Below are 22,553 nucleotides of genomic sequence, written 5' to 3' on the forward strand. Positions count from 1 at the left end.
GGCCTGCAGCGCGGCCAGCGCCCCCGGGTCGGCGTGCGGGGCGACCGCCAGCGCGACCCGCGCCGGCCGGGCCACCGGCGCGCCCTGCGACTGCTCGCGCTGCGGGCGCGGATAGATCGCGGGCCCGGACGTCGATCCGGTCGCCGACGTGGTGTCACCGTCCACCGGCTGTGGGCTCGTCCCCTGCGTCGACACCTGCGCGGCCGCCCGCGGGCCGACGTCGGCCAGGGCGGAGGGCGCGCTGCCGACCAGCCCGCTGCCGACGACGGCCGCGACGGTGAAGGCGGCGCTCGCCTTGAGCGCGGCGCTGCGGGTCCGCACCTGCGCGCGCACCTGCTCGGGGAGCATGCCGAGCAGCGGTGCGGTGCCCTTGAGCTGGGAGATCAGCCGGTCGGCGGTTTCCGGCGCCAGCCGCCGCGCCGTCCGGGCGGCCGTCCGCCGCGCCGTCAGCACGGTCGTGGACCTCAGCAACTGCTGCAGCGCCTGATGCTCCGCCACCGTCCGCCGCAGGCTGCTGCCCAGAGCGGCGACGAAGCCGTCGGAGCCTGCTGCCGGTTCGGGCCGGTGGTCCACGGGGACTCCTGATGCCGTGTCGGGTGTGTGCGTCACTGCATGCTGTTCTGTGGTGCGTGCTTCGTCTTCTGCGGCAGGGGCGAAAAAAGCCCGGGGGCGCGGGCAGCCGTGCGATCGTCGCCCCGCGCCGAAAAACGGCTCGTCAGCGGTGTGTCGCACAGCTCCCCGCGCCCCCGGAAGCCGTTCCCGTCCGGCCAGGACCAGCGGTCCGGCCGAACTCCTCAACCCCACCATCCCCGACCTTGGCATGTCAATGCACGGGCGTGTCCACTCGTATACGGGAGAGTGAACTCCGGTTGCCGGATCGTGCTCGAAGCGACCGGGTGCTCGCATCACCCGGTCGTCGGTGTCGCGGGCCCGGCCCGATGGGTAGGTGTCCTGGGCCGGTCGCAGCCGTTGAACCCAGGGACGCGCACTGCACCGAAACGCAGAGGAGAGCCTGTGGCACCCGAGGCCCACCGTCCCTTCCCCGCGGGCGCGAGTGCCCTGGAGACGCTGGCCCACGCCTACGGCGTGGACACCGAGTTCGAGGGCCGCGCCGTGCCGCCGGACACGCTGCGTGCGGTGCTCGCCGCGATGGGCGTGGACGCCGGCGGCCCCGAGGCGGCCGAGGAGGCCCTCGCGGGGCTGCACGCGCGCCGCGCGCACCGGCTGCTCCCGCGGGCGATCGTGCTGCGCGAGGGCGTGAGCGAGGAGGTGCCGCTGCCCGCCGCCGCCGAGGCCTGGGTGGAGCTGGAGGACGGACAGACCGTCACCGTCGTCACGCCCTTCCCGCGCGGCCTGCACATCAGCGAGGCGGGCGAGACCCGCCCGCCCCCCGCCGACCTCCCCGTCGGCCGCCACACGCTCTGCGCCCGCCTCGGCGACCGCGTCTCCACGGCCGCACCGCTGCTCGTCGCCCCGCACCGGCTGACCGGCCCGGTCGGGCGCAGCTGGGGCTTCCTGGTCCAGCTCTACTCCATGCTGGGCGAGCGCTCCTGGGGCATGGGCGACCTCGGCGACCTCGCCGACCTGACCGGCTGGTCGGGCCACACGCTCGGCGCCGGTTTCGTCCAGCTGAACCCGTTGCACGCGGGCATGCCGCCCGGCCCCGACGGCACCTCCGACCCCTCCCCCTACCGCCCCTCCTCGCGCCGCTTCGCCGACCCCGTCTACCTGCGGATCGAGGCCATCCCCGAGTACGCCTACCTCAAGCCCGAGGCGCGCGAGCGCGTCCAGGACGCGGCGCGGCGCGGCGCGCGGCTGCGCGAGGGCGTGTTGATCGAGGAGGCGCTGATCGACCGCGACGCGGTCTGGGCCGCCAAGCGGGAGGCCCTGGAGGTGATCCACGCCGTCCCGCGCGGCGTCGGCCGCGAGGCCGCCTACCAGGCGTTCCTACGCCGCGAGGGCGAGGGCCTGCTCCAGTACGCGACGTGGTGCGCGCTCGCCGAGGTCCACGGCCCCGCCTGGCGCGGCTGGCCGAGCGGCCTGCGTGACCCCGGCAGTGCGGCGGCGCTCCGGGCCCGCGTCGAGCTGGCCGACCGCGTCGACTTCCACGCCTGGCTCGCCTGGCTGGTCGACGAGCAGCTCGCCGCCGCGCAGGCGGCGGGCCGGGCCGCAGGCATGCCCGTCGGCCTCGTCCACGACCTCGCCGTCGGCGTCCACCCGGACGGCGCCGACGCCTGGGCGCTGCAGCACTGTCTCGCCGAGGGCATCAGCGCGGGCGCGCCGCCGGACGCGTTCAACGCCCACGGCCAGGACTGGGGCCTGCCGCCGTGGCGCCCGGACGCCCTCGCCGACGCCGGCTACGCGCCCTACGCCGAGCTGCTGCGCGCCAACCTGCGTCACGCGGGGGGCCTCCGCGTCGACCATGTGATGGGCCTGTTCCGGCTCTGGTGGGTCCCCGAGGGCCGCCCGCCGACGGAGGGCACCTACGTCCGCTACGACCACGAGGCGATGCTCGGCGTCCTCGCGCTGGAGGCGCACCGCGCGGGCGCGATCGTGATCGGTGAGGACCTCGGCACCGTCGAACCCGGCGTGCGCGAGCAGCTGTCCGCACGCGGCGTGCTGGGCACCTCCGTGCTCTGGTTCGAACGCGACTGGTCCGAACAGGGCGGCGGCTCCCCGCTCCCGCCGGACCGCTGGCGCGAGGACTGCCTGGCCACGCTCACCACGCACGACCTCCCCCCGACGGCGTCCCGCCTCAGCGGCGACCACGTCGAGCTGCGGCACCGCCTTGGCCTGCTGTCCCGCCCGCTGGCGGAGGAGCAGGCCGAGGACGACGAGGAACGTGAGGAGTGGCTGGGCGAGTTGGCCCGCGAGGGCCTGATGACCGTCCCCCCGTACGGCGAGGGCCCCGCCGCGGACCCGCTGGAACCCCCGGACGGCCGCCACCTCCCCGAGGCCGTCGCCGCCCTCCACCGCTACCTGCTCCGCACCCCCGCCAAGCTCGTCGGCGTCTGGCTCCCCGACGTCCTCGGCGACCCCCGCCCCCAGAACCTCCCGGGCACCTCGACCGAGTACCCCAACTGGCGCCTCCCCATCGCCGACGCCAACGGCAAACCCGTCACCCTGGAGCATCTGACGACCGCGGAGCGCACAGCGGAGTTCGGCGCGGTCATGCGCCAACCGTCCGACGACCCGGCCGAGTAGCCGCGCCCCACAGGGCCGCGAGGCGGTGCCGATGTGCGGCTCTGCCGCGTGGGCGCGGCGGTCGGTGTGTGCTGCTGCGGGTGGTTGCAGCACGCTGAAGGGGCGCGAGGAACTGCGCGACAAGCCACTCTTCGTGGCGTGTCGCTGCGCGAGCCGGGCCATCCGCACCGGGTGGTTGCTCGCGCCCACGCGGCGAAGCCGCAGATCGGTGCAGCCTCGCGCCCCTGGACAGTGCAACTACCGCTGTGCGGCCGCGCGGTCCGCCGCCTGGGCCTTGAGCGCGCGCTCGACGCCGCTGCGGCACTCGACGACCATGCGGCGCAGCGCCGGGGCCGGCGCGTTCGCGTCGAGCCAGGCGTCCGTCGCCTCCAGGGTCTCCGTGGAGACCTGGATCGTCGGGTACAGGCCGACGATGATCTGCTGGCCCATCTCGTGCGAGCGCTGCTCGAAGATGCCCTTGATCGCGGCGAAGTACTTCGCCGTGTAGGGGGCCAGCAGGTCCGCCTGCTCCGTCTGCACGAAGCCCGCGATGACCGCCTCCTGGACGGTGTTGGTGAGGGTCTCCGCCTCGACCACCGACGCCCACGCCGCCGCCTTCGCCTCGGCCGTCGGGCGCGACGCCCGGCACGTGGCCGCGTGCGCCTCGCCGGCCGCGGTGGGGTCGCGCTCGAGCTCCTCCATGACGGAGGCCTCGTCCGCGACACCCGTCGCGGACAGCCGCTGCAGCAGCGCCCACCGCAGCTCGGTGTCGACGGCCAGGCCGTCGATCTCGACCGACCCGTCGAGCAGGCCGGTCAGCAGGGCGAGGTGCTCCTCCGTGGACGCCGCCGCGGCGAACGCCCGCGCCCACGCCAGCTGGTGGTCGCTGCCGGGCTCGGACGCGCGCAGCAGCCGCTCCGCGGCCTCCGCCCAGGTGGACCGGCCGGTCGGACGCCACTCGGGCGCGGCGTAGAGCTCGATCGCCAGGCTCGCCTGGCGCTGCAGCGACTGCACCACGCCGATGTCCGACTCGCGGCCCACGCCCTGCAGCACCAGCTCCAGGTAGTCGCGGGTGGCCATCTCGCCGTCGCGGGTCATGTCCCAGGCCGCGGCCCAGCACAGCGCGCGCGGCAGCGACTCCGCGAAGTCGGCGATGTGCCTGGTGACGTTGGCCAGCGAGAAGTCGTCCAGGCGGATCTTCGCGTAGGAGAGGTCGTCGTCGTTGAGCAGGATGACGGCCGGACGGTCGCGGCCGACCAGCTGCGGGACCTCCGTCAGCTCGGCCGCCTCGATGTCCAGCTCGATCCGCTCGACTCGCTTGAGGGCCGAGCCCTCCAGCTCGTAGAGGCCGATGGCGATACGGTGCGGCCGCAGCACGGCCTCGCCGCGCGCGCCGGCGGGCAGCGCCGGGGCCTCCTGGCGGACGGCGAAGGAGGTGATGACGCCGTCGGCGTCGACCTCCAGCTCCGGGCGCAGCACGTTGATGCCGGCCGTCTCCAGCCAGGACTTGGACCACGCCTTCAGGTCGCGGCCGGAGGTCTGCTCCAGCGCGCCCAGCAGGTCGGACAGCCGGGTGTTGCCCCAGGCGTGGCGCTTGAAGTAGGCCTGCACGCCCGCGAAGAACGCGTCCTGGCCGACGTAGGCGACCAGCTGCTTCAGCACCGACGCGCCCTTGGCGTAGGTGATGCCGTCGAAGTTGACCTGGACGTCCTCCAGGTCGTTGATCTCCGCCATGATCGGGTGGGTGGACGGCAGCTGGTCCTGGCGGTAGGCCCAGGTCTTCATCTGGTTGGCGAAGGTCGTCCAGATGTTCGGCCAGCGGGTGCCCTCGGCCTCGGCCTGGCAGACGGTCTCGGCGAACGTCGCGAACGACTCGTTCAGCCAGAGGTCGTTCCACCACTCCATGGTGACCAGGTCGCCGAACCACATGTGCGCCAGCTCGTGCAGGATCGTGGTCGCGCGGCCCTCGTAGGCGGCGTCCGTCACCTTGGAGCGGAAGACGTACTGGTCGCGGATGGTCACCGCGCCCGCGTTCTCCATCGCACCCGCGTTGAACTCCGGCACGAACAGCTGGTCGTACTTGGAGAACGGGTAGGCGAAGTCGAACTTGTCCTGGAAGTAGTCGAAGCCCTGCCGCGTCACGTCGAAGATGTGGTCCGCGTCCAGGTACTGCGCCAGCGACGGACGGCAGTAGACGCCCAGCGGCACCCGCTGCTCCCCGTCCGGGCTCACGTACTCGCTGAAGACGCCGTGGTACGGGCCCGCGATCAGCGCAGTGATGTACGTCGACATGCGCGGGGTGACCGGGAACCGGTGCAGCTCGGTGCCCTCGACGGCGCCCTTCTCCGGGTCCGGGGAGACCTCGTTGCTGATGACTTTCCACCCGGTCGGCGCGGTGACCGTGAACAGGAAGGTGGACTTGAGGTCCGGCTGCTCGAAGGAGGCGAAGACGCGGCGCGCGTCCGGCACCTCGAACTGGGTGTACAGGTAGGTCTGCTGGTCGACCGGGTCGACGAACCGGTGCAGACCCTCGCCGGAGCTGCTGTAGGCGCAGTCGGCGACGACGCGCAGCTCGTTCTCGGCGGCCAGGCCCGGCAGCGCGATCCGGCTGTCGGCGAAGACCTCGGCCGGGTCGAGCGCGACGCCGTTCAGCGTCACCTCGTGCACCGCGGGCGCGACCAGGTCGATGAAGGTGGAGGCGCCGGGCGTGGTGGCGGTGAACCGGACCACGGTGGTGGAGCGGAACGTGCCTCCCTCCGCGGCCGTGCTCAGGTCGAGCTCGATCTCGTAGGCGTCCACGTGGAGGAGCTCTGCCCGGGTGCGGGCCTCCTCACGGGTCAGGTTGGTGCCAGGCACGCTGGGTGACTCCTTTGTCGACTGTGTCTTCGCTGGCATCTTTGCACGTCCGGGGTGACGCCCTCAGTGCATTACGCGCAGCTTGACGGTGATGCCCGTCGTGGCGCGGATAGGGTGACAACCCGTATGTGGGGACGAAGGGGGCATCCGCATGGACGGGTCTCGCGCGCCGGGATCACCGGGCGGGACGGTCGACGACCTGCAGTCGCTCGACGCGTTCACCGTCGGCATCGACTACGGACGCGAGCACGCGACCTTCTGGGTCACCCCGGCGGGACAGTCCGAACCCGTGGTCCGGATGCACAAGGACCATCCCTACGACGTCGCCGTCCGCCCCTACTACGTGTACCCCGTGGCCGCACCGGAGCAACTGCTCGGCTACGTGAAGATGGGCAAGGCCTGGGACGCGCAGCAGACCGAGATCGGCGCGGTCGGCGACATGCGGAAACCCCAGCGGATGCACCAGGGGCCGATCGTGCAGCACGGCCTGGGCGCGCTCACGCCCACCCGGCCGGGTGTGCGGGGCACCGTGCACAAGGTGGCCGCGTTCGTCGAGGACCTGGTCGGCGGCGGTCTGCTGACCGACCACGACGTCCTGGACGCGGCGATCGCCGCCCACGTCCACTGCGCCGGCCCCACCTCGCAGGGCTTCGAGCTGACCCGCAGGGCCGGCGTCACCGCCACGTACGAGGTCGTCGTCCGTGACCCCCGCGTCTCGCGGCTGCTCATCCTCGCGTACGTCGACTGCTTCAACGACCACTCGGCCTTCGACCTGCGCCATGTGCGCGCCACGCTGTCGACCAACCCGCTGCGCAACATCACCGAGAATCGCCGGATGAAGCTCGAAAAGCAGCAGCGCGAGCGGTCCTAGGCTGGGCGTATGCCGCCCTCCAGCGAACTCGTCCCCACCGACGCGGGCGACGCCCGCGTCACCTGGCACCACCGCGACCGCGCGTCCGACGGTGTGCTCCTGCTCGGCCACGGCGCGGGCGGCGGCATCGAATCCCCGGACCTCCAGGCCATCGCGTCCGGCCTCGGCTTCCTGTCCGTCGCCCTCGTCGAACAGCCGTGGCGCGTCGCGGGCAAGCGCATCGCCCCGGCTCCGAAGACCCTGGACGCGGGCTGGCTCCCGGTCGTGGCCCACGTGCGCGCCGAGGTCGGCGACTCCGCCCCGCTCTTCGTCGGCGGCCGCAGCGCGGGCGCCCGCGTCGCCTGCCGCACGGGCGCCGCGACGGGCGCGGCAGGCGTGATCGCCCTGGCTTTCCCCCTGCACCCGCCGGGCAAGCCGGAACGCTCCCGGGCGGAGGAACTCCTGCAGACGGACCTCCCCACCCTCGTCGTCCAGGGCGCCCGCGACGCCTTCGGCACTCCGGCCGAATTCCCGCCGCTGCCACCGAAGACGCACCGTCTCGTCGGCCTCGATGCGGGGAACCACGCATTCGCCGTACGCAAGACGGAACCTGACGTGGTGCCGGATGTGGTGCGCGCGGTTGCGGATTGGCTGCAGGGTCAGATCCGGTAGGGAACTTGTCCGTGGTCGTCCCTATGATGTGTTCGGGCTGTCAGCCGAATAACGGGGAGGCACTCGGTGAGTGGATACGAAGTAGATCTGAGCTACCTGCAGGACACAGTCAAGAAGCTGCAGGGTGTTGCGGACGGCATGGATGACGCGAACCAGAAGGCGCAGTACCAGACGAACCTGACGCGCACCCAGGTCGGCGGCACCATGTTCGTCGAGGCCGGCAACCTCCACACTGCTCACGACAACATGAAGTCGCAGTTGGCGAACATGATCAAGACGCTTCAGACGATGATCCAGGAGTTCACCGACAAGACCGGCAGCGCCCACGACCAGTATTCGGCGCAGGACACCCAGACCGGCCAGAACTTCTCGAGGGGGGCCTCCTGATGGCTGACGCGGCAGCCGATTACCAGTACGCGCAGCAGCAGGCCAAGGCGCGGCAGCAGGCCCAAGCCCAGGGCGACAAGGACTGGAAGAAGTACCTCGACCAGAACAAGGGCGGCAAGACCGGCTACGACGGCTACACGACGGACTTCGAGTCCGCAGGCGGCTACGACGGTCTCCGCAAGATGATCGAGGACGCCGACCCGGGCGCGATGACGACGGTCTCCCAGCACTGGGGCTCGATCGCCTCGATGCTCACCGAGACGGCCGGCGCCCTCGGCACCCACGTCAACAACATGCTGGAGCACTGGACCGGCGACAGCGCGGACGCGTTCCGCTCGAACGCCCAGGACCTGAGCACCAGCCTGACGAACGGTTCGCAGTACGCCAAGATCGCCGAGGGCGCGATGAGCCAGGCGAGCACGGCACTGACGACCGCGAAGGCCCACTTCCCCGGCCCACCCAGCAACTGGGACAAGTTCACCCACTCCGGGGGCAGCGATGCCCAGTTCCACGAGGACGCCCTGAAGTACGGCCTAACCAAGGCCTTGCAGATGGACGGTGGCGACCTCAGCGCCTGGGAGCGGGTGCACCAGCAGGCGGTCGTCGTCATGCAGTCGTTGGGCACCTCGTACAACGACTCGGCGGCCCAGATGGGGAACACGCCTGGATCTCTGGCCAATTACGGTGTCTGGCCCGCGCCTCCGGCGGATGCAACGCCCAGCCCGATCTCGCACACCGGCGGTACGCCGGAGGGCCCGAACGGCGGAGGAGACGTCGGCCTGAAGCCGATCACCGGTGGTGACGGTGGCGTGCACGACAATTTCAAGCCCGGTCAGAACGGCGGAAACGGCTTCGTGCCGGGCGGCGGCGGGGTCGGCGGTGTCCACGGCGGCGGAGGAGGGGTCACTCCTCCCAAGATCGGTGGCACGCTTGACGGCACGCCAGGCGGCCTGAGGACCGGCACCGGTGTGGGCGGTGGTATTCCCGGCGCTGGCGGTGTCGGCGGTGTCTCCGGCCTTGGTGCGGGCGGCGGCGGCGGTGGTGGCGCCTTCGGCGGCGGCGCCGGGGGTCTGAGCGGTCTCGGGGCCGGTGGACTCGGCGGCGGCACTGGTATGGCCGGCGGCGAGAGCGCCAACGGCTTGTCGGCTGAAGAGAAGGCCGCGATGGGCGCCGAAGGCGAAGGCGCCGGCGGCGCCGGCCAGGGCGAAGGCATGGGCATGGGCGGCGCAGGCGGCCTGGGCTCCGGCAACCGGAAGAAGAAGCAGCGCAAGGCCCGTGCCGGTTATCTGGTGGAGGACGAGGAGACCTGGAACGACAACGCCGCGTCGAACCCGGGCGTGATTGAGTTCTAAGTGTCAAGTAGTGTCCTGTTCGTCGGTTGAACGAAGACGAGCGGGGTGACGGTATGGGCTTCAGTCGAGCACTGCGAAGTTTGGGAGGGGCAGCGCTCGCTGGAGCCCTCGTCGTCGGTGTGGCACCGATGGCCCACGCTGACGAGGCCCGAAGCGCCCAATGGCCCATTTCGGAATACCAAGCGAGTAAGTACGTATGGCCCAAGAGCACCGGCAAGGGCGTCACTGTCGCGGTGATCGACACTGGTGTGCGGGCCACTCACATCGACCTGGCTGGGCAGGTGCTGTCCGGTAAGGATTTCGCGTTCGGTGGCGACGGCGAGACCGACCATTCCCCTGAAGGCCACGGGACCGCGGTCGCCAGCCTCATCGCGGCGCACGGGCACGGTCCGAGCGACGCTGACGGGATCATCGGCTTGGCCCCCGGAGCCAAGATCCTGCCGATCGGCGTGGGTGCTGGAACCGGCGGGGGCGGAACCGACTACGTTCCCCAAGCCATCCGCTATGCGGTCGATCACGGTGCGCAGGTCATCAACATGTCACTCGGCGGTGCCACCGCACCTGCCGATGAGGAACAGGCCATCGCCTACGCGGAGCAGCACAACGTCGTAGTCGTGGCTGCCGCAGGCAACGAAGGCATCAGCGTTCCGCAGTACCCGGGCTCCTACCCGGGTGTCATCAAGGTGGGAGCGGTCGACCAGAGCGGAACGCTCTGGCCCCAGTCCAACACCGGCGGCATCACCGTGGTTGCACCGGGTGCGGGGATCGTCGGCGACGGGGCTCAGAGCGATACCGGATACGGCAAGGGCGACGGAACCAGTTTTGCGACGGCTTATGTCTCGGCGATCGCGGCGATCTACCGCTCCGCGCACCCGAACCTGACCGCTGGCCAGATCGTCAACTATGTCATCAAGACGGCCATCATGCCCAAGGGGATGACGGCACCCGATTCGGCCTACGGCTACGGGATCGCGTCGCCCGATCTCAACATGAAGGTGGCCGCCGGTCCGGCCGCAGGGCCGCTGCCGCAGGCCACTCCGTCGGCGGGTGGCGGCTCGTCCGACGGTGGCAGCAGCGCGGCTCCCGGAACCTCGACGACCGCGTCCGACTCCTCCAGCAGCGGCTCGATGGGGATCATCCTCGGGGTCCTGGGCGGGCTCGTGGTCCTCGTGATCATCATCGTGGTCATCGCGCGTAATCGCCGTGGTGGCGGTGGTGGGAACGGCGGAGCCGGTGGGGGCGGGGGACAGCCCGGGTACCCGCAGCAGCAACAGCCGCAGCAGGCGTACCAGCCGCCGACGGGGCAGTACGGCGGCCAGAGCCCGTACGGTCAGCCGCCGCAAGCGCAGAACCCGTACGGCGGGGGCAATCAGCCGTATCCGCCGCAGCAGAACCCGTACGGCAACCAGGGGCGGTAACAGCAACGAAGAGGGCGTCAACCGAGCGGTGCTCGGCTGACGCCCTTTCGTGTGTCCTGGCCCAGCGGCTACTTGAAGAGCTGCACCGCCTTGCCGGTGGCGTCGGGAGTGGCCAGCAGGACCTGGCCGTTGGGCAGGAGGTAGACCGTGCCGGGGCTGTAGTCCACCGCGGTGAGGTCCGACGGGAGCTTGGCGATGACCGTCGACTTGCCGGAGGCCGGATCGAGGGAGACGATCTCCGGGCCGGAGTTCGAGCTGTAGCCCGGTACGAAGGAGATCGCGTACACCTTGCCCGTGCTGCCAGAGCCCGAGCCAGAGCCTGAGCCGGAGGCGCTCTGCGGGGTGCGGACGAGGACCGCGCCGCCGTGCGACTCGCCGTCGTAGGTCCAGAGGGCGACGCCCGTGCTCGGGTTGACCGCCGTGATGCCCTGCTTCGACGAGCTGCTGTTGGTCGGGACGAGCAGGGTCGAGGAGTCGACGGACACCGCGCCGGAGTCGGCGCTGTTCAGGCGCATCGGCGCCTGGACCGGGTTGGGCAGGGAGAGAGCCGTCGCGTTGCCGCTGCTGTCGTAGCGGTACGCGGCCTGGGAGCCGCCGCTCTCCGTCGTGGCGACGATCGGCGACCCGGTCATCACGCTGCTGATCTGGGTGTGGTCGGACTCCTGCTTCTGCCAGATCTGCTTGCCCGTCGCCGCGTCCAACGCGGTCAGGGTGTAGGTGGGGCTGACGTCGGCGCAGTAGTCGTCGACGATGACCGTGCCCGCGCCGCCGTAGGGGTAGGCGTTGCAGTACTGGCCGCGGGCCTTGTAGCCCCAGACCACGTGGCCGTTCGTCAGGTTGACGCCACCCAGCACGTTGTCGTTGACGATGACGCCGACCTGGTTGTCGACGAAGGTCGACGTGGAGGACGCCTCGGAGTGCCCGGACGAGGTGAGGGAGGTGGACCACAACGTCTTGCCGGTGTTGGTGTCGACGCCGACCAGGGTCGTGCAGCTGTCGGCGTTGGGGCCGAAGCCGACCGTGCCGATGCCGGAGGCGGAGACCGTCGGCGACATGGCGCAGGGGACGCCACCACCGGAGAGCGGCTGGGCCGTCCACGCGGGGGCGCCGTTGCTGAGGTTGTAGGCCTTGACGCCGGCCGAACTGGCGCGGACCAGGTACTGGTTGGTGACCCAGGTGCCGATCTGCTCGTCGGAGACGCTGCCCGACACCGTCCACCCCGCCGCCAGCGTGCGCACGGAGCCACCACCGCCGCCTCCGGTCCCGCCACCGCCACCGCCGCCACCGGAAGCGAGTGCGACGGCCGCCACCGCGACGACCACCAGGGCGACGCCGCCGGCGATGATGCCGGTGATCGCGTTGCGGCTCAGGCCGCTCCGCGGGGGAGCGGCGGGCTGCGGGTAGCCGGGGTAGGGGTACCCGGTCTGCGGCTGACCCTCCATCGGGAGCGGCGGCATCTGCGGCCACGGTCCCTGTCCGTCGGGGCCCACCCCGGGTTGGCCGTACGGCGGCTGCCCGTAGGGTGCCTGCCCGGACGGCTGCTGCCCGTACGACGGCTGCCCGTACGACGGCTGCTCGTACGGCGGCTGCCCGTACGGTGCCTGCCCGGACGGCTGGGCGAACTGCCCCTGCTCGAACGGCGGCTGGCCGTAGGGGGCTTGCTCGTACCCGGGCTGCGGGCCGTAGGGGGACTGCCCGTACGGGAGCTGTGCCATCGGCTGGCCCATCGGCGGCGCCATCGGGTTGGGCACCGGATCGCCCATCGGCGGTAGCGGGTAAGGCTGCTGGGCGGGGGCCGCGCCGCCGTCGGCCTGCGGCGGCGCGCCGGGACCGGGGTAGCCGTAGCCCTGCGTCGGCGCGGCCGCGAACGGCTGCTGCGGGTGCGGGAAGCCGTACCCGGCTCCCGGCGGCATCTGGCCCGTACCCGCCCCCGCAGCGCCCGGCCCTGCTGCGCCCTGCGCCGGTGCCGACGTGTCAGCGCCACCCTGGGTCTGGTGCGGGACCTGCGGTGTGGCCATCTCCGTCGGGGTGTAGGCCCAGCCGGGTTGGCCGGAGAGCTGCGGCGGAGGGCCGTCCGTTCCGGCCCCGCCTGCCGCGTCCGCTGTGGACTGCGGCACCGCGTCCTGTGGCGTACCCGCCGACAGGCGGTAGTCGTCGTCTCTCTCGTCCGAGCCCGAACCGTGGTCTGTCATCCCGTGCGCCTCTCCAACACCGTCGACTGACGATCAGCCAACGCGAGGGCATGCAGCGCCACGCCCCCGTCCAGCCAGCCTAGCGGGGCCGGACAGACGGGGGCGAAACACTCCAGGAGATGGACTCAGCGCGCGTCGCAGACCTGCGCGCGCAGCGCGCGGGCGAGGTCGTCGCGGCACTCGCGCACGAGACGGCGCAGCGCGGGGGCTGCGTCCTCGTGCTCCGCGAGCCACTGGTCGGTGCGGGCCAGCGTCGCGTCCGTGCTGATCAGGCGCGGGAAGAGGCCGTTGACGATGCGCAGCGCGATCTCGATGGACCGCTCCGCCCAGACCTTCTCCAGCACCTCGAAGTACGGCTCCGCGTACGGGGCGACGAGCTCGCGCTGCGATGCCTGCTGGAAGCCGGCGATCTCCGCCTCCAGCAGGGCGTTCGGCAGCTCGTCCGTCTCCACGACCGCATGCCAGGTGCGGGCCTTGGTCTCGGCGTTCGGCGCGGCCGCACGGGCGGCGGTCTCCAGGCGCTTGCCGCTGGCGGTGTTGTCGCGCTGGAGTTCCGCCCGCAGTTCGGCGTCACCCGCGCGGCCGCTCGCGACCAGCGTCTGGAGCATCGCCCAGCGCAGCTCCTGGTCGACGTCGAGGCCGTCGACGCGGGCGGTCCCGGCCAGCAGCCCGGCCACCAGCTGGAGTTCGGACTCGACGTGCGCGGACTGCGCGAAGAACCGCGCCCACGCGAGCTGGTGGTCGCTGCCCGGCTCCGCCGCCCGCTGCTCCGTGAGCGCGCCCGCGGCGATGGCCTGGGCGGCGGCCTCGCGTCCCTCCGGGACGACGTACTGCTCCAGCGTCAGCCGGGCCTGGGTGTGCAGCTGCTGGAGCACGCCGATGTCGCTCTCCAGGCCCGCGAAGCGCAGCACCAGGTCGAGGTAGTCGCGGGCCGGCATCAGGCCGTCGCGCGTCATGTTCCACACGGCCGACCAGCACAGGGCGCGGGCCAGCGGATCCTGGACGGTGCCGAGGGAGGCCCGCAGCGTGTCCAGCGACTCCTCGTCGAAGCGCATCTTGCAGTACGTCAGGTCGTCGTCGTTGACGAGCACCAGCGCCGGACGCGGCGCGCCCGCCAGCTCCGGCACGGACGTCCGAGCCTCGGCCCGCACGTCCACCTCGACGCGCCGGCTGCGCACCAGGCGGCCGTCCTCCGTCAGGTCGTAGAGGCCGACGGCGACGCGGTGCGGGCGCAGCGTCGGGTAGTCCTCGGCGGCGTCCTGCAGCACCGCGAAGTCGGTGATCCGGCCCTCGGCGTCGACGGTCAGCTCCGGGGTGAGCGCGTTGACGCCCGCCGTCTGCAGCCAGGCGCGGGACCACTGCGCCATCGCCTCCTCGCCGCGACCGCTGGTCTCGGCGAGGACGGCCAGCAGGTCGTTCAGCGTGGTGTTGCCGAAGGCGTGGCGCTTGAAGTAGCGACGCGCGCCCTCGAAGAAGGCGTCCCGGCCGACGTAGGCGACCAGCTGCTTCAGCACCGCCGCACCCTTGGCGTAGGTGATGCCGTCGAAGTTGAGCTTCGCGTCCTCGAGGTCGCGGATGTCCGCCGTGATCGGGTGCGTGGTGGGCAGCTGGTCCTGACGGTAGGCCCACGCCTTGCGACGGTTGGCGAAGGTGATCCAGCCGGACTGGTACTTGGTCGCCGCGACCTGCGAGAACGCGCCCATGAAGTCCGCGAAGGACTCCTTCAGCCACAGGTCGTCCCACCACTGCATGGTGACCAGGTCGCCGAACCACATGTGGGCCATCTCGTGCAGGATGACGTTGGCCCGGCCCTCGTACGCCGCCTCGGTCACCTTGGAGCGGTAGATGAACTCCTCGCGGAAGGTGACGCAGCCCGGGTTCTCCATGGCGCCGATGTTGTACTCGGGCACGAACGCCTGGTCGTACTTGCCGAACGGGTACGGGTAGTCGAACTCCTCGTGGAAGAAGTCCAGGCCCTGCTTGGTGACGTTGAAGATCTCGTCCGAGTCGAAGTACTGCGCCAGCGACTTGCGGCACAGCGCACCCAGCGGGATCTCCAGCGTCGTGCCGTCCGGCAGCTCGCGGCTGTAGTGGTCGCGGTCGACGTGGTACGGGCCGGCCACGATCGCGGTGATGTAGGTGGAGATGCGTTGCGTCGGCGCGAAGCTCCAGGTGCGCGACCGGTCCTCGTTGCGCTTCGGCTCGCCCGTCGCGGCGGAGTTGGAGAACGCCTCCCAGTGCGCGGGCGCGGTCACCGTGAAGGTGAACGGCGCCTTCAGGTCCGGCTGCTCGAAGTTGGCGAAGACGCGGCGAGCGTCGGCCGGCTCGTACTGGGTGTAGAGGTACACCTCGCCGTCGACCGGGTCCACGAACCGGTGCAGGCCCTCGCCGGTGTGGCTGTAGGCGCAGTCGGCGTCGACGACCAGCTCGTTCTCGGCGGCCAGGCCCGGCAGGGCGATCCGCGACCCGTCGAAGACCTCGGCCGGGTCAAGCTCCCGCCCGTTCAGCGTCACGCTGCGCACGTGCGGCGCCAGCAGATCCGCGAACGAGTCCGCGCCCGGCTCGGAGCAGCGGAACCGCAGCGTCGTCCGCGAGCGGAAGACGCCGCTGTCGCCGAGCGCGCTGCGCACGTCGAGCTCGACGGTGTACCCGTCGACCGCGAGGATCCGTGCCCGCTCGCGGGCCTCGTCACGGGTGAGATTGGTGCCGGGCACGTCGGTTACTCCTCGTGCTGATGGGGCGCGCCGGGGTGGTGGCGCGGCTTAGCCGTGGATCTCTTGTCCTGGCATCTTGTCACGCCCAGTGGTGCTGGGAATGGTGTCGTCGGCGTGTGCGTTCGTGAGGGGGAGGAGCGGTTCCGGCGTCGTATCGTGACGACCGGGCACGACTCGGACAAGCAGGACAGACAAGCAGGTCAGACAGCAGGACAAGGGAGCACGTACATGTCCGTGGACGCCGCAGCAGCGCCCGTCACCGCAGACTTCTGGTTCGACCCGCTGTGCCCGTGGGCGTGGATGACCTCACGGTGGATGCTGGAGGTCGAGAAGCAGCGCCCGATCAAGGTCAGATGGCACGTGATGAGCCTCGCGGTGCTGAACGAGGGCCGTGACCTCCCGGAGAAGTACGCGAAGCTGATGGACGAGGCCTGGGGCCCCGTCCGCGTCTGCATCGCCGCCGCCCAGAAGCACGGCGAGGGCGTCCTCGCCCCGCTCTACACCGCCCTGGGCACCCGCTTCCACAACGGCGGCGAGCCGCGGAACCGCGAGACGGTCGAGGCCGCGCTGGTCGAGGCCGGCCTGCCGGCCTCCCTCGCGGACGCGATGGACTCCACGGACTACGACGACGCGCTGCGGGTCTCCCACAAGGAGGGCATCAGCCTGGTCGGCGAGGACGTCGGCACGCCGGTCATCTCCGTCCCCGGCCCGACGGGCGAGCGCATCGCCTTCTTCGGTCCCGTCGTCACCCCGGCCCCGAAGGGCGAGGCGGCGGGCCGCCTCTGGGACGGCACCATCCTGGTCGCCTCGACGCCGGGCTTCTACGAGATCAAGCGCACGCGTACTCAGGGTCCGATCTTCGACTGAGGTCGGTGGCACTACCTCAGGGGCGCGGGGAACCGCGCCCCTGGACGTGTCTGCACCTACCTCTTGCGCGCCCAGAGCAGGCCCAGTCCCGACAGGACCCCCGTCGCGCCCAGCGTCGTCGCCAGCTGGACGCGGTTGCCGTGGCTGAGCAGCATCAGGGCGAGGACGGCCACGACGCCCGCCAGGGTCACCCAGGTGAGGTACGGGAAGGCCCACATCTTCACCGTCAGCCGTTCCGGCGCCTCGCGCTCGACGCGCTTGCGCATCCGCAGCTGGGCGACGCAGACGAACGCCCACACGACGAGGACCGCCGCCCCGACGGCGTTCAGCAGCCAGGCGAAGACCGTCGTCGGCCACCAGAAGTTCAGCAGCACCGCGAAGAAGCCGAAGGCCGAGGACGCCAGCACGGCGAGCCGGGGCACACCCCCGCGCACGCGGGCCAGCGCCTTGGGGCCGAGGCCGCGCTGGACGAGCGAGTACGCCATCCGGGACGAGCCGTAGATGTTCGCGTTCATCGCGCTCAGCAGGGCGATCAGGACGACCACGTTCATGATCTGCGCCGCCGCCGGGACGCCGATGAGGTTCAGGGTCGCGACGTAGGGGCCGGTTTTCACCACGTTCGGGTTGTTCCAGGGCAGCAGGGTGACGATGACGGCCATCGAGCCGACGTAGAAGATCGCGATGCGCCACATCGCGGTCCGCACCGCATTGCCGACGCTGCGCACGGGGTCCTTCGACTCGGCCGCGGCGATGGTGACCGTCTCCAGACCGCCGTAGGCGAAGACGGACGCGAGCAGGCCGGTGACCAGGCCGTTGACGCCGTGGGGGAGGAAGCCGCCGTGGCCGGTCAGGTTGTCCAGGCCGGGGGCGCCCTTGCCGACGACGCCGAGCACGGCGAGCACGCCCAGCACCAGGAAGCCGACGATCGCCGCGACCTTGATCGCGGCGAACCAGAACTCGAACTCGCCGAAGTTCTTCACCGCCGTGAGGTTGCTCGCGCAGAAGAAGGCCATGAACAGGGCCACCCACATCCAGGTGGGCGTGCCGGGCAGCCAGTTGGTCATGATGCCGGCGGCGCCCGTCGCCTCGGCGGAGACGCCGACGCAGAGCAGCAGCCAGAACAGCCAGCCGGAGGCGAACCCGGCCCAGGCGCCGATCTCCTTCTCCGCGTGCACCGAGAAGGAACCGGAGGCGGGTCGCGCGGCGGACATCTCACCGAGCATCCGCATGACGAGCATGACCAGCACGCCGGAGGCCGCGAAGGCCAGCACGATGGACGGGCCCGCCGCGGCGATGCCGGCTCCGGAGCCGACGAAGAGGCCGGCGCCGATGACGCCGCCGAGGGCGATCATCGAGAGGTGGCGCGGCCGGAGGCTGTGGGACAGGCCCGGCGTCGCGGGCCGGCCGGTCTGCGGAGTGCTCTGCTGCGAGGGCTGAGGTGCGGTCGTGGTGCTCATCTGTCCTGCAGGTAGGTGTTCGAATACTGAACCGGTGTGCTCACTATTCGGGCAATGGTGCCTGCGTCGGCAGGGATCCCGGCCCGCGCGGCCAGCATGCGAACGGCGAAATCACCCAGCGCGACGCTTCGACCGCTTTCCGTTGTCGAGCCGTCGGGCTTGCCTAAGCCTTGACCTGCGGTTTTGTGGGAAGCGCCCTAAGCGCTCGGCTCGCCCGTGGGGATAGGTTCACGATCGTTCACTCCTTGCCCGACACCCACCCACCACCCCACAGGACCACAGGAGCCCAGCCGTGAGCCTCGCCGCACCGATCGCCCGTCCCGGCGCCGTCCTCGCCGACCTGCTGCCCGCCGCCGGGGCCACCCGCGGTCGCGCGCGAGTCCGCGACGCCGCGCTCGTCCTCGGCGGTGCCGCGTTCACCGGTCTGGCCGCGCAGCTGTCCGTGCCGGTGCCGGGCTCGCCGGTGCCGGTGACCGGTCAGACGCTGGCCGCGCTGCTCGTCGGCACCGCCCTCGGCACCAGCCGCGGCGCGGCCTCGATGGCGCTCTACCTGCTGGCCGGCATCGCGGGCGTGCCGTGGTTCCAGGGCGGCAGTTCCGGCGCGACCGGCGCGGTGCTGTACACCCTTGGCTACGTCGCCGGCTTCGTCGTCGCGGGGGCGCTCGTCGGCGCGCTGGCCCGGCGCGGCGCCGACCGCTCGCCGCTGCGCACGGCGGGCGCGATGGCACTCGGCAACCTCGCCATCTACGCCGTCGGCGTCCCGTGGTTGGCCGCCGCCGCGCACGTCTCCCTCGCCCAGGCCGCCTCCCTCGGCCTCTACCCGTTCCTCCTCGGCGACGCCCTCAAGATCGCTGTCGCGACCGGCCTCCTCCCCGCCGCTTGGAAGATCGCCGGCCGCCGCGCCTCCGGCGACCAGGGCTGACATAATCGCGCCATGCGCGTCTACCTGGGATCCGACCACGCCGGTTTCGAGCTCAAGCAGCACTTCGTGAAGTGGCTGACCGAGGCCGGCCATGAGCCGATCGACTGCGGTCCGCACATCTACGACGCGGTCGACGACTACCCGCCGTTCTGCCTGCGTGCCGCCGAGCGCACCGCGGCGGACCCGGAGGCCCTCGGCGTCGTCATCGGCGGCAGCGGCAACGGCGAGGCCATCGCCGCCAACAAGGTGAAGGGCGTCCGCGCCGCGCTGGCCTGGAGCCTGGACACGGCCAAGCTGGGCCGCGAGCACAACAACGCCAACGTCATCTCCATCGGCGGCCGCATGCACAGCGTCGAGGACGCCACCTCCTTCCTGGAGGTCTTCCTCAACACGCCGTTCTCCGCCGAGGAGCGCCACATCCGTCGCATCGACATGCTGACGGAGTACGAGACCACCGGCGAGCTGCCGCCCATCCCGGCCCACCACCCGCAGGGCTGAGCAGGGACGCCGCAGCAACCGTGCCCGAGGGCCACACCATCCACCGACTGGCCGCCGAATACCACCGGGTCTTCGGCGGCCAGGCCGTTGCCGTCTCCAGCCCGCAGGGCCCGTTCGCCGAGGCCGCACGGCAGTTGGACGGCCACGAGCTGAGCGCGACCGACGCCAAGGGCAAGCACCTCTTCCTCGGCTTCGGAGCCGCAGGCTGGGTGCACATCCATCTCGGCCTCTACGGCAAGGTCTTCTGGGGCCACGGCCCCGCCCCTGACCCCGTCGGCCAGGTCCGGCTGCGGATCGCCTCCGACGAGGCCTACGCGGACCTGCGCGGCCCGAGCCGGTGCGTGCTGGTCACCCCCGGCGAGAAGCAGGAGGCCGAGGCCCGCCTCGGGCCCGACCCGCTGCGCTCCGAGGAGACGGGCGACGCGGCCTGGAAGCGGATCAGCGGCAGCCGCACCACCATCGCCGCCCTGCTGATGGACCAGAAGGTCCTGTGCGGCGTCGGCAACGTCTACCGCGCCGAGGTCCTCTTCCGACAGGGCGTCGACCCGCACCGCCCGGGCCGCAGCCTGGACCGCGCCGAGTGGGACGCGATCTGGAACGACCTGCGCCCGTTGATGCGTGACGGCGTCCGCCTGAACCGCATCGACACCGTCCGCCCCGAGCACACCCCCGAGGCGATGGGCCGCCCGCCCCGCGTCGACGACCACGGCGGCGAGGTCTACGTCTACCGCCGAGCAGGCCGACCGTGCCTGGTCTGCGGCACGGAGGTCCGCACCGAGGAGCACGCGGCCCGCAACCTCTTCTGGTGCCCCCGCTGCCAGGCCTGACGGCCCGTCAACGATCAGTTTCGGCGGGCGACGTCACGAGGTCACGAGGTGGTGAGGGTGAGCACCAGGGCCATCACGCCGAACACCCCCGCGCCCACCAGCAGCGCCAGCACCGCGAAGCCCAACCGTCCCGCCCCGCGCGCGGCCCGGGGGCTGTGCTCCGCCCGGCGGCCCAGCAGGGCGGAGGGCAGCGAACCCGCCAGCATCAGGCCGAACAGGATGAGCGCGAGCCAGCCCACCGAGTGGGACAGGCTGATCGGGCCGTAGTCACCGGCGCCGAGGCGGTCGACGTCCAGCGTGTGGCCCTTGGCGGGATGGCCGGAGGCCGGGACCGTCGCCACCGGGTCCGTGACCGAGCCGTCCGTGGCGCGGAACACGCCCGTGCAGCCGCCGGTGCCGGAGGCGCCGCACGAGGCCACAGTCAGCGTCCCGGGCGTCCCGGCGAGCCCCGTGGAGTACGCGGCCCGGTAGCCGCCCAGGAAGACCAACCCCAGCCCTATGACGGAGATCACCAGAAGCAGCGGCAGGCTGGCCTTCACCTGCGCGGGGCGGGTCCTGCGGTCGGTCGCGGTAGACATACGCCGACGCTATCTTGAGCCGGGCGCGACGGTCTCGTCAGGGCCGCCGCCCGCGACCGGCTCGGGGTCCGCCTCAAAATGGCGCGATCGCTGCAGCCCGCAACCGCGACACGTCGACGTGCGGCGGCGGCGGTCGGTAGGGTCTCCGGAACATGGCACGCCGCGACGCCGGGGGACACCCGGTCGACACCCGTACGGTCCGCCTGCGCAGGGCGCAGCGACGGGCCTGGCGACGGGTGCGCAGGGCCGCCGTGGACTACTTCCGCGGGGACGGCGCGGACTGGATCGCCTTCGTCTCCCTGCTGCTCCTCGTGCCGTTGCTCACGTTCGCCACCGTCTCGCTTCCGGTCTGGTTCCCGCCGACCGTGCTCGTCATGCCGGTGATCTCCGGCGCATTGCTGCTGCGGCCCAGCAGTCTCGTGCTTCTGTACGCCGCCGCGGCGGCGGCCCTCGCCGCCGAGTCGGTGCTGCTCGGGCCCTACGACGGCGGGGACTTGACCCGGGTGACGCCGGGGAGCGTGCTGACCGTCGGCGCGGTCGGCGCCGTCGGGCTGGTGCTGGCGCAGTTCCGCAGCCGCGTCGGGGTGCCGTGGCGACGCGGCGGGTCGATGCTGTTCGACCTGCGCGAGCGGCTCAAGGTGCAGAGCCGGATCCCGGCCCTCCCGGCGGGCTGGCACGCCGAGATGGCGCTGCGTCCGGCCGGCGGCCAGTCCTTCTCCGGCGACTTCGTCGTCGCCGCCCGGACCGGCACGGGCAAGCGGGTGCTGGAGGCGGTGCTCGCGGACGTCTCCGGCAAGGGCATGGACGCCGGTTCGCGCGCGCTGCTCCTCTCCGGCGCGTTCGGCGGCCTGTTGGGCTCACTGCCCCCGCACGACTTCCTCCCGGCCGCCAACGGCTACCTGCTGCGCCAGGGTTGGGAGGAGGGCTTCGCCAGCGCCGTCCACCTGGTGCTGGATTTGGACACGGGCGAGTACGAACTACTGTCGGCCGGTCATCTCCCGGGCATGCAGCGGGTCAACGGCACCGGTCGTTGGCAGACGCAGGAGGCCGAGGGGCCGCTGCTCGGCATCTACGACGGCGCCAAGTTCGAGGGCGTGCGCGGCGTGCTGGCCCACGGCGACGTGCTGATGCTCTGCACGGACGGCATGGTCGAGGCCCCCGGCCGGGATCTGTCCGAGGGCATGGACCGACTCATGGGCGAGGCCGACCGGTTGATCGGCAGTACCTTCGCCGGCTCCGCCTGGCGGCTGATCGAGAGGGTCGCCAAGGACCGCAGCGACGACCGGGCCCTTCTGCTGCTCTGGCGCGAATAGGCGTATCGCTGGCCGCACTTGTACCATCCGTCACACGATCTTCGGACAATCTCGGCTGATAGTGCACTCCGGCAGTGCAGTGTGAGCCAGAACCGCTTTACGGAGCCCGTTGATCCGGAGAGACTGACTAAGCGGGCGAGCGTGAGCTGGGGGTGGTGCCGTGGTGACGCGGTGTGGCCTCGGCGCCGGGCGTCCCTCAGCTGTTGACGTAGCCGTCGTCACGCTCGAAGCGAGGAAGTGGGGCCCGTGACAACCTTCTCCATCTCCGCGGTGGTCCTGTTGGGGATCCTGCTCGTGGTGTTCCTCAGGAACAAGAGCATCAAGATGAGCTACACGGCTCTCGCGGTGCTCTTCGGCTTCTTCCTGGCGAAGACCTCGGCCGCGGCCCCGATCCAGACCTTCCTCACCCAGATCGCCGACACGATCAACCAGATCACGAAGTGAGCCCCTCGGCACGGGCTCGGCAC

The 22,553-nt window shown here is 71.6% G+C and carries 18 protein-coding genes; 12 read left to right on the plus strand and 6 right to left on the minus strand.

Features of this window, described 5'->3' with window-relative positions; genetic code table 11:
* Positions 1-573, minus strand: a 573-nt coding sequence (locus TR49_RS44130) for a hypothetical protein (protein WP_042387561.1), incomplete at its 3' end; no start/stop codon positions are given.
* A gap of 441 nt (positions 574-1,014) precedes the next feature.
* Here TR49_RS44130 and malQ point away from each other — a divergent pair.
* A complete protein-coding gene (gene malQ / locus TR49_RS31410) occupies positions 1,015-3,204 on the plus strand; it encodes a 4-alpha-glucanotransferase (RefSeq protein ID WP_042387564.1) in 2,190 nt (729 codons plus the stop codon).
* 237 nt (positions 3,205-3,441) lie between these two features.
* Here the strand turns inward: malQ and pepN (TR49_RS31415) are convergent, their stop codons facing one another.
* A complete protein-coding gene (pepN, locus tag TR49_RS31415) occupies positions 3,442-6,039 on the minus strand; it encodes an aminopeptidase N (protein WP_042387566.1) in 2,598 nt (865 codons plus the stop codon).
* A gap of 151 nt (positions 6,040-6,190) precedes the next feature.
* On the opposite strand from pepN (TR49_RS31415), the gene TR49_RS31420 reads away from it, so the two are divergent.
* From TR49_RS31420 to TR49_RS31440, 5 genes are all read left to right on the plus strand, one after another.
* Positions 6,191-6,910, plus strand: a complete 720-nt coding sequence (locus TR49_RS31420; protein WP_042387569.1) for a hypothetical protein — start codon at positions 6,191-6,193, stop codon at positions 6,908-6,910.
* Between the two features lie 9 nt (positions 6,911-6,919).
* A complete protein-coding gene (locus TR49_RS31425; protein ID WP_042387571.1) occupies positions 6,920-7,561 on the plus strand; it encodes an alpha/beta hydrolase family protein in 642 nt (213 codons plus the stop codon).
* Positions 7,562-7,627: 66 nt separating this feature from the next.
* Positions 7,628-7,948 (plus strand): type VII secretion target, encoded by a 321-nt coding sequence (locus TR49_RS31430; protein ID WP_052434802.1) that lies wholly within the window; start codon positions 7,628-7,630, stop codon positions 7,946-7,948.
* Complete coding sequence (locus tag TR49_RS46485) at positions 7,948-9,300, plus strand: WXG100 family type VII secretion target (RefSeq protein ID WP_052434803.1); 1,353 nt, start codon at positions 7,948-7,950, stop codon at positions 9,298-9,300. The genes TR49_RS31430 and TR49_RS46485 overlap by 1 nt, the downstream gene beginning before the upstream one ends.
* A gap of 53 nt (positions 9,301-9,353) precedes the next feature.
* Positions 9,354-10,718, plus strand: coding sequence for a S8 family serine peptidase (locus tag TR49_RS31440; RefSeq protein WP_042387575.1), 1,365 nt, complete (start codon positions 9,354-9,356; stop codon positions 10,716-10,718).
* 68 nt (positions 10,719-10,786) lie between these two features.
* On the opposite strand, the gene TR49_RS31445 is transcribed toward TR49_RS31440, so the two are convergent.
* Both TR49_RS31445 and pepN (TR49_RS31450) read right to left on the minus strand, forming a co-directional pair.
* Positions 10,787-12,910: an outer membrane protein assembly factor BamB family protein gene (locus tag TR49_RS31445; RefSeq protein ID WP_042387579.1), complete on the minus strand. Its 2,124-nt coding sequence runs from the start codon at positions 12,908-12,910 to the stop codon at positions 10,787-10,789.
* 125 nt (positions 12,911-13,035) lie between these two features.
* Entirely contained in the window at positions 13,036-15,624 is a 2,589-nt protein-coding gene (pepN, locus tag TR49_RS31450) for an aminopeptidase N (RefSeq protein WP_042387583.1), read from the minus strand.
* Positions 15,625-15,852: 228 nt separating this feature from the next.
* Here pepN (TR49_RS31450) and TR49_RS31455 point away from each other — a divergent pair, with 228 nt between their 5' ends.
* A complete protein-coding gene (locus tag TR49_RS31455; RefSeq protein ID WP_042387586.1) occupies positions 15,853-16,491 on the plus strand; it encodes a mycothiol-dependent nitroreductase Rv2466c family protein in 639 nt (212 codons plus the stop codon).
* A 56-nt stretch (positions 16,492-16,547) separates the two neighbouring features.
* On the opposite strand, the gene TR49_RS31460 is transcribed toward TR49_RS31455, so the two are convergent.
* Positions 16,548-17,948, minus strand: coding sequence for an amino acid permease (locus TR49_RS31460; protein ID WP_042387591.1), 1,401 nt, complete (start codon positions 17,946-17,948; stop codon positions 16,548-16,550).
* A gap of 292 nt (positions 17,949-18,240) precedes the next feature.
* Here TR49_RS31460 and TR49_RS31465 point away from each other — a divergent pair, with 292 nt between their 5' ends.
* The 3 genes from TR49_RS31465 to TR49_RS31475 are packed head-to-tail and all read left to right on the plus strand — an operon-like array spanning position 18,241 to position 20,195.
* Positions 18,241-18,870, plus strand: coding sequence for a biotin transporter BioY (locus TR49_RS31465; RefSeq protein WP_042387596.1), 630 nt, complete (start codon positions 18,241-18,243; stop codon positions 18,868-18,870).
* A gap of 12 nt (positions 18,871-18,882) precedes the next feature.
* Positions 18,883-19,368, plus strand: coding sequence for a ribose-5-phosphate isomerase (locus tag TR49_RS31470; RefSeq protein WP_042387600.1), 486 nt, complete (start codon positions 18,883-18,885; stop codon positions 19,366-19,368).
* A gap of 20 nt (positions 19,369-19,388) precedes the next feature.
* The gene (locus tag TR49_RS31475) at positions 19,389-20,195 is read left to right on the plus strand and encodes an Fpg/Nei family DNA glycosylase (protein ID WP_042387605.1); all 807 of its coding nucleotides are present in this window, start codon (positions 19,389-19,391) and stop codon (positions 20,193-20,195) included.
* A 41-nt stretch (positions 20,196-20,236) separates the two neighbouring features.
* On the opposite strand, the gene TR49_RS31480 is transcribed toward TR49_RS31475, so the two are convergent.
* Positions 20,237-20,773: a hypothetical protein gene (locus TR49_RS31480; RefSeq protein WP_042387608.1), complete on the minus strand. Its 537-nt coding sequence runs from the start codon at positions 20,771-20,773 to the stop codon at positions 20,237-20,239.
* A gap of 152 nt (positions 20,774-20,925) precedes the next feature.
* On the opposite strand from TR49_RS31480, the gene TR49_RS31485 reads away from it, so the two are divergent.
* Positions 20,926-22,086, plus strand: coding sequence for a PP2C family protein-serine/threonine phosphatase (locus TR49_RS31485; protein WP_042387611.1), 1,161 nt, complete (start codon positions 20,926-20,928; stop codon positions 22,084-22,086).
* 246 nt (positions 22,087-22,332) lie between these two features.
* A complete protein-coding gene (locus TR49_RS31490; protein ID WP_042370433.1) occupies positions 22,333-22,530 on the plus strand; it encodes a hypothetical protein in 198 nt (65 codons plus the stop codon).
* Positions 22,531-22,553: the final 23 nt, after the last annotated feature.

Source organism: Streptacidiphilus melanogenes (genome assembly GCF_000787835.1).
GTDB lineage: Bacteria > Actinomycetota > Actinomycetes > Streptomycetales > Streptomycetaceae > Streptacidiphilus > Streptacidiphilus melanogenes.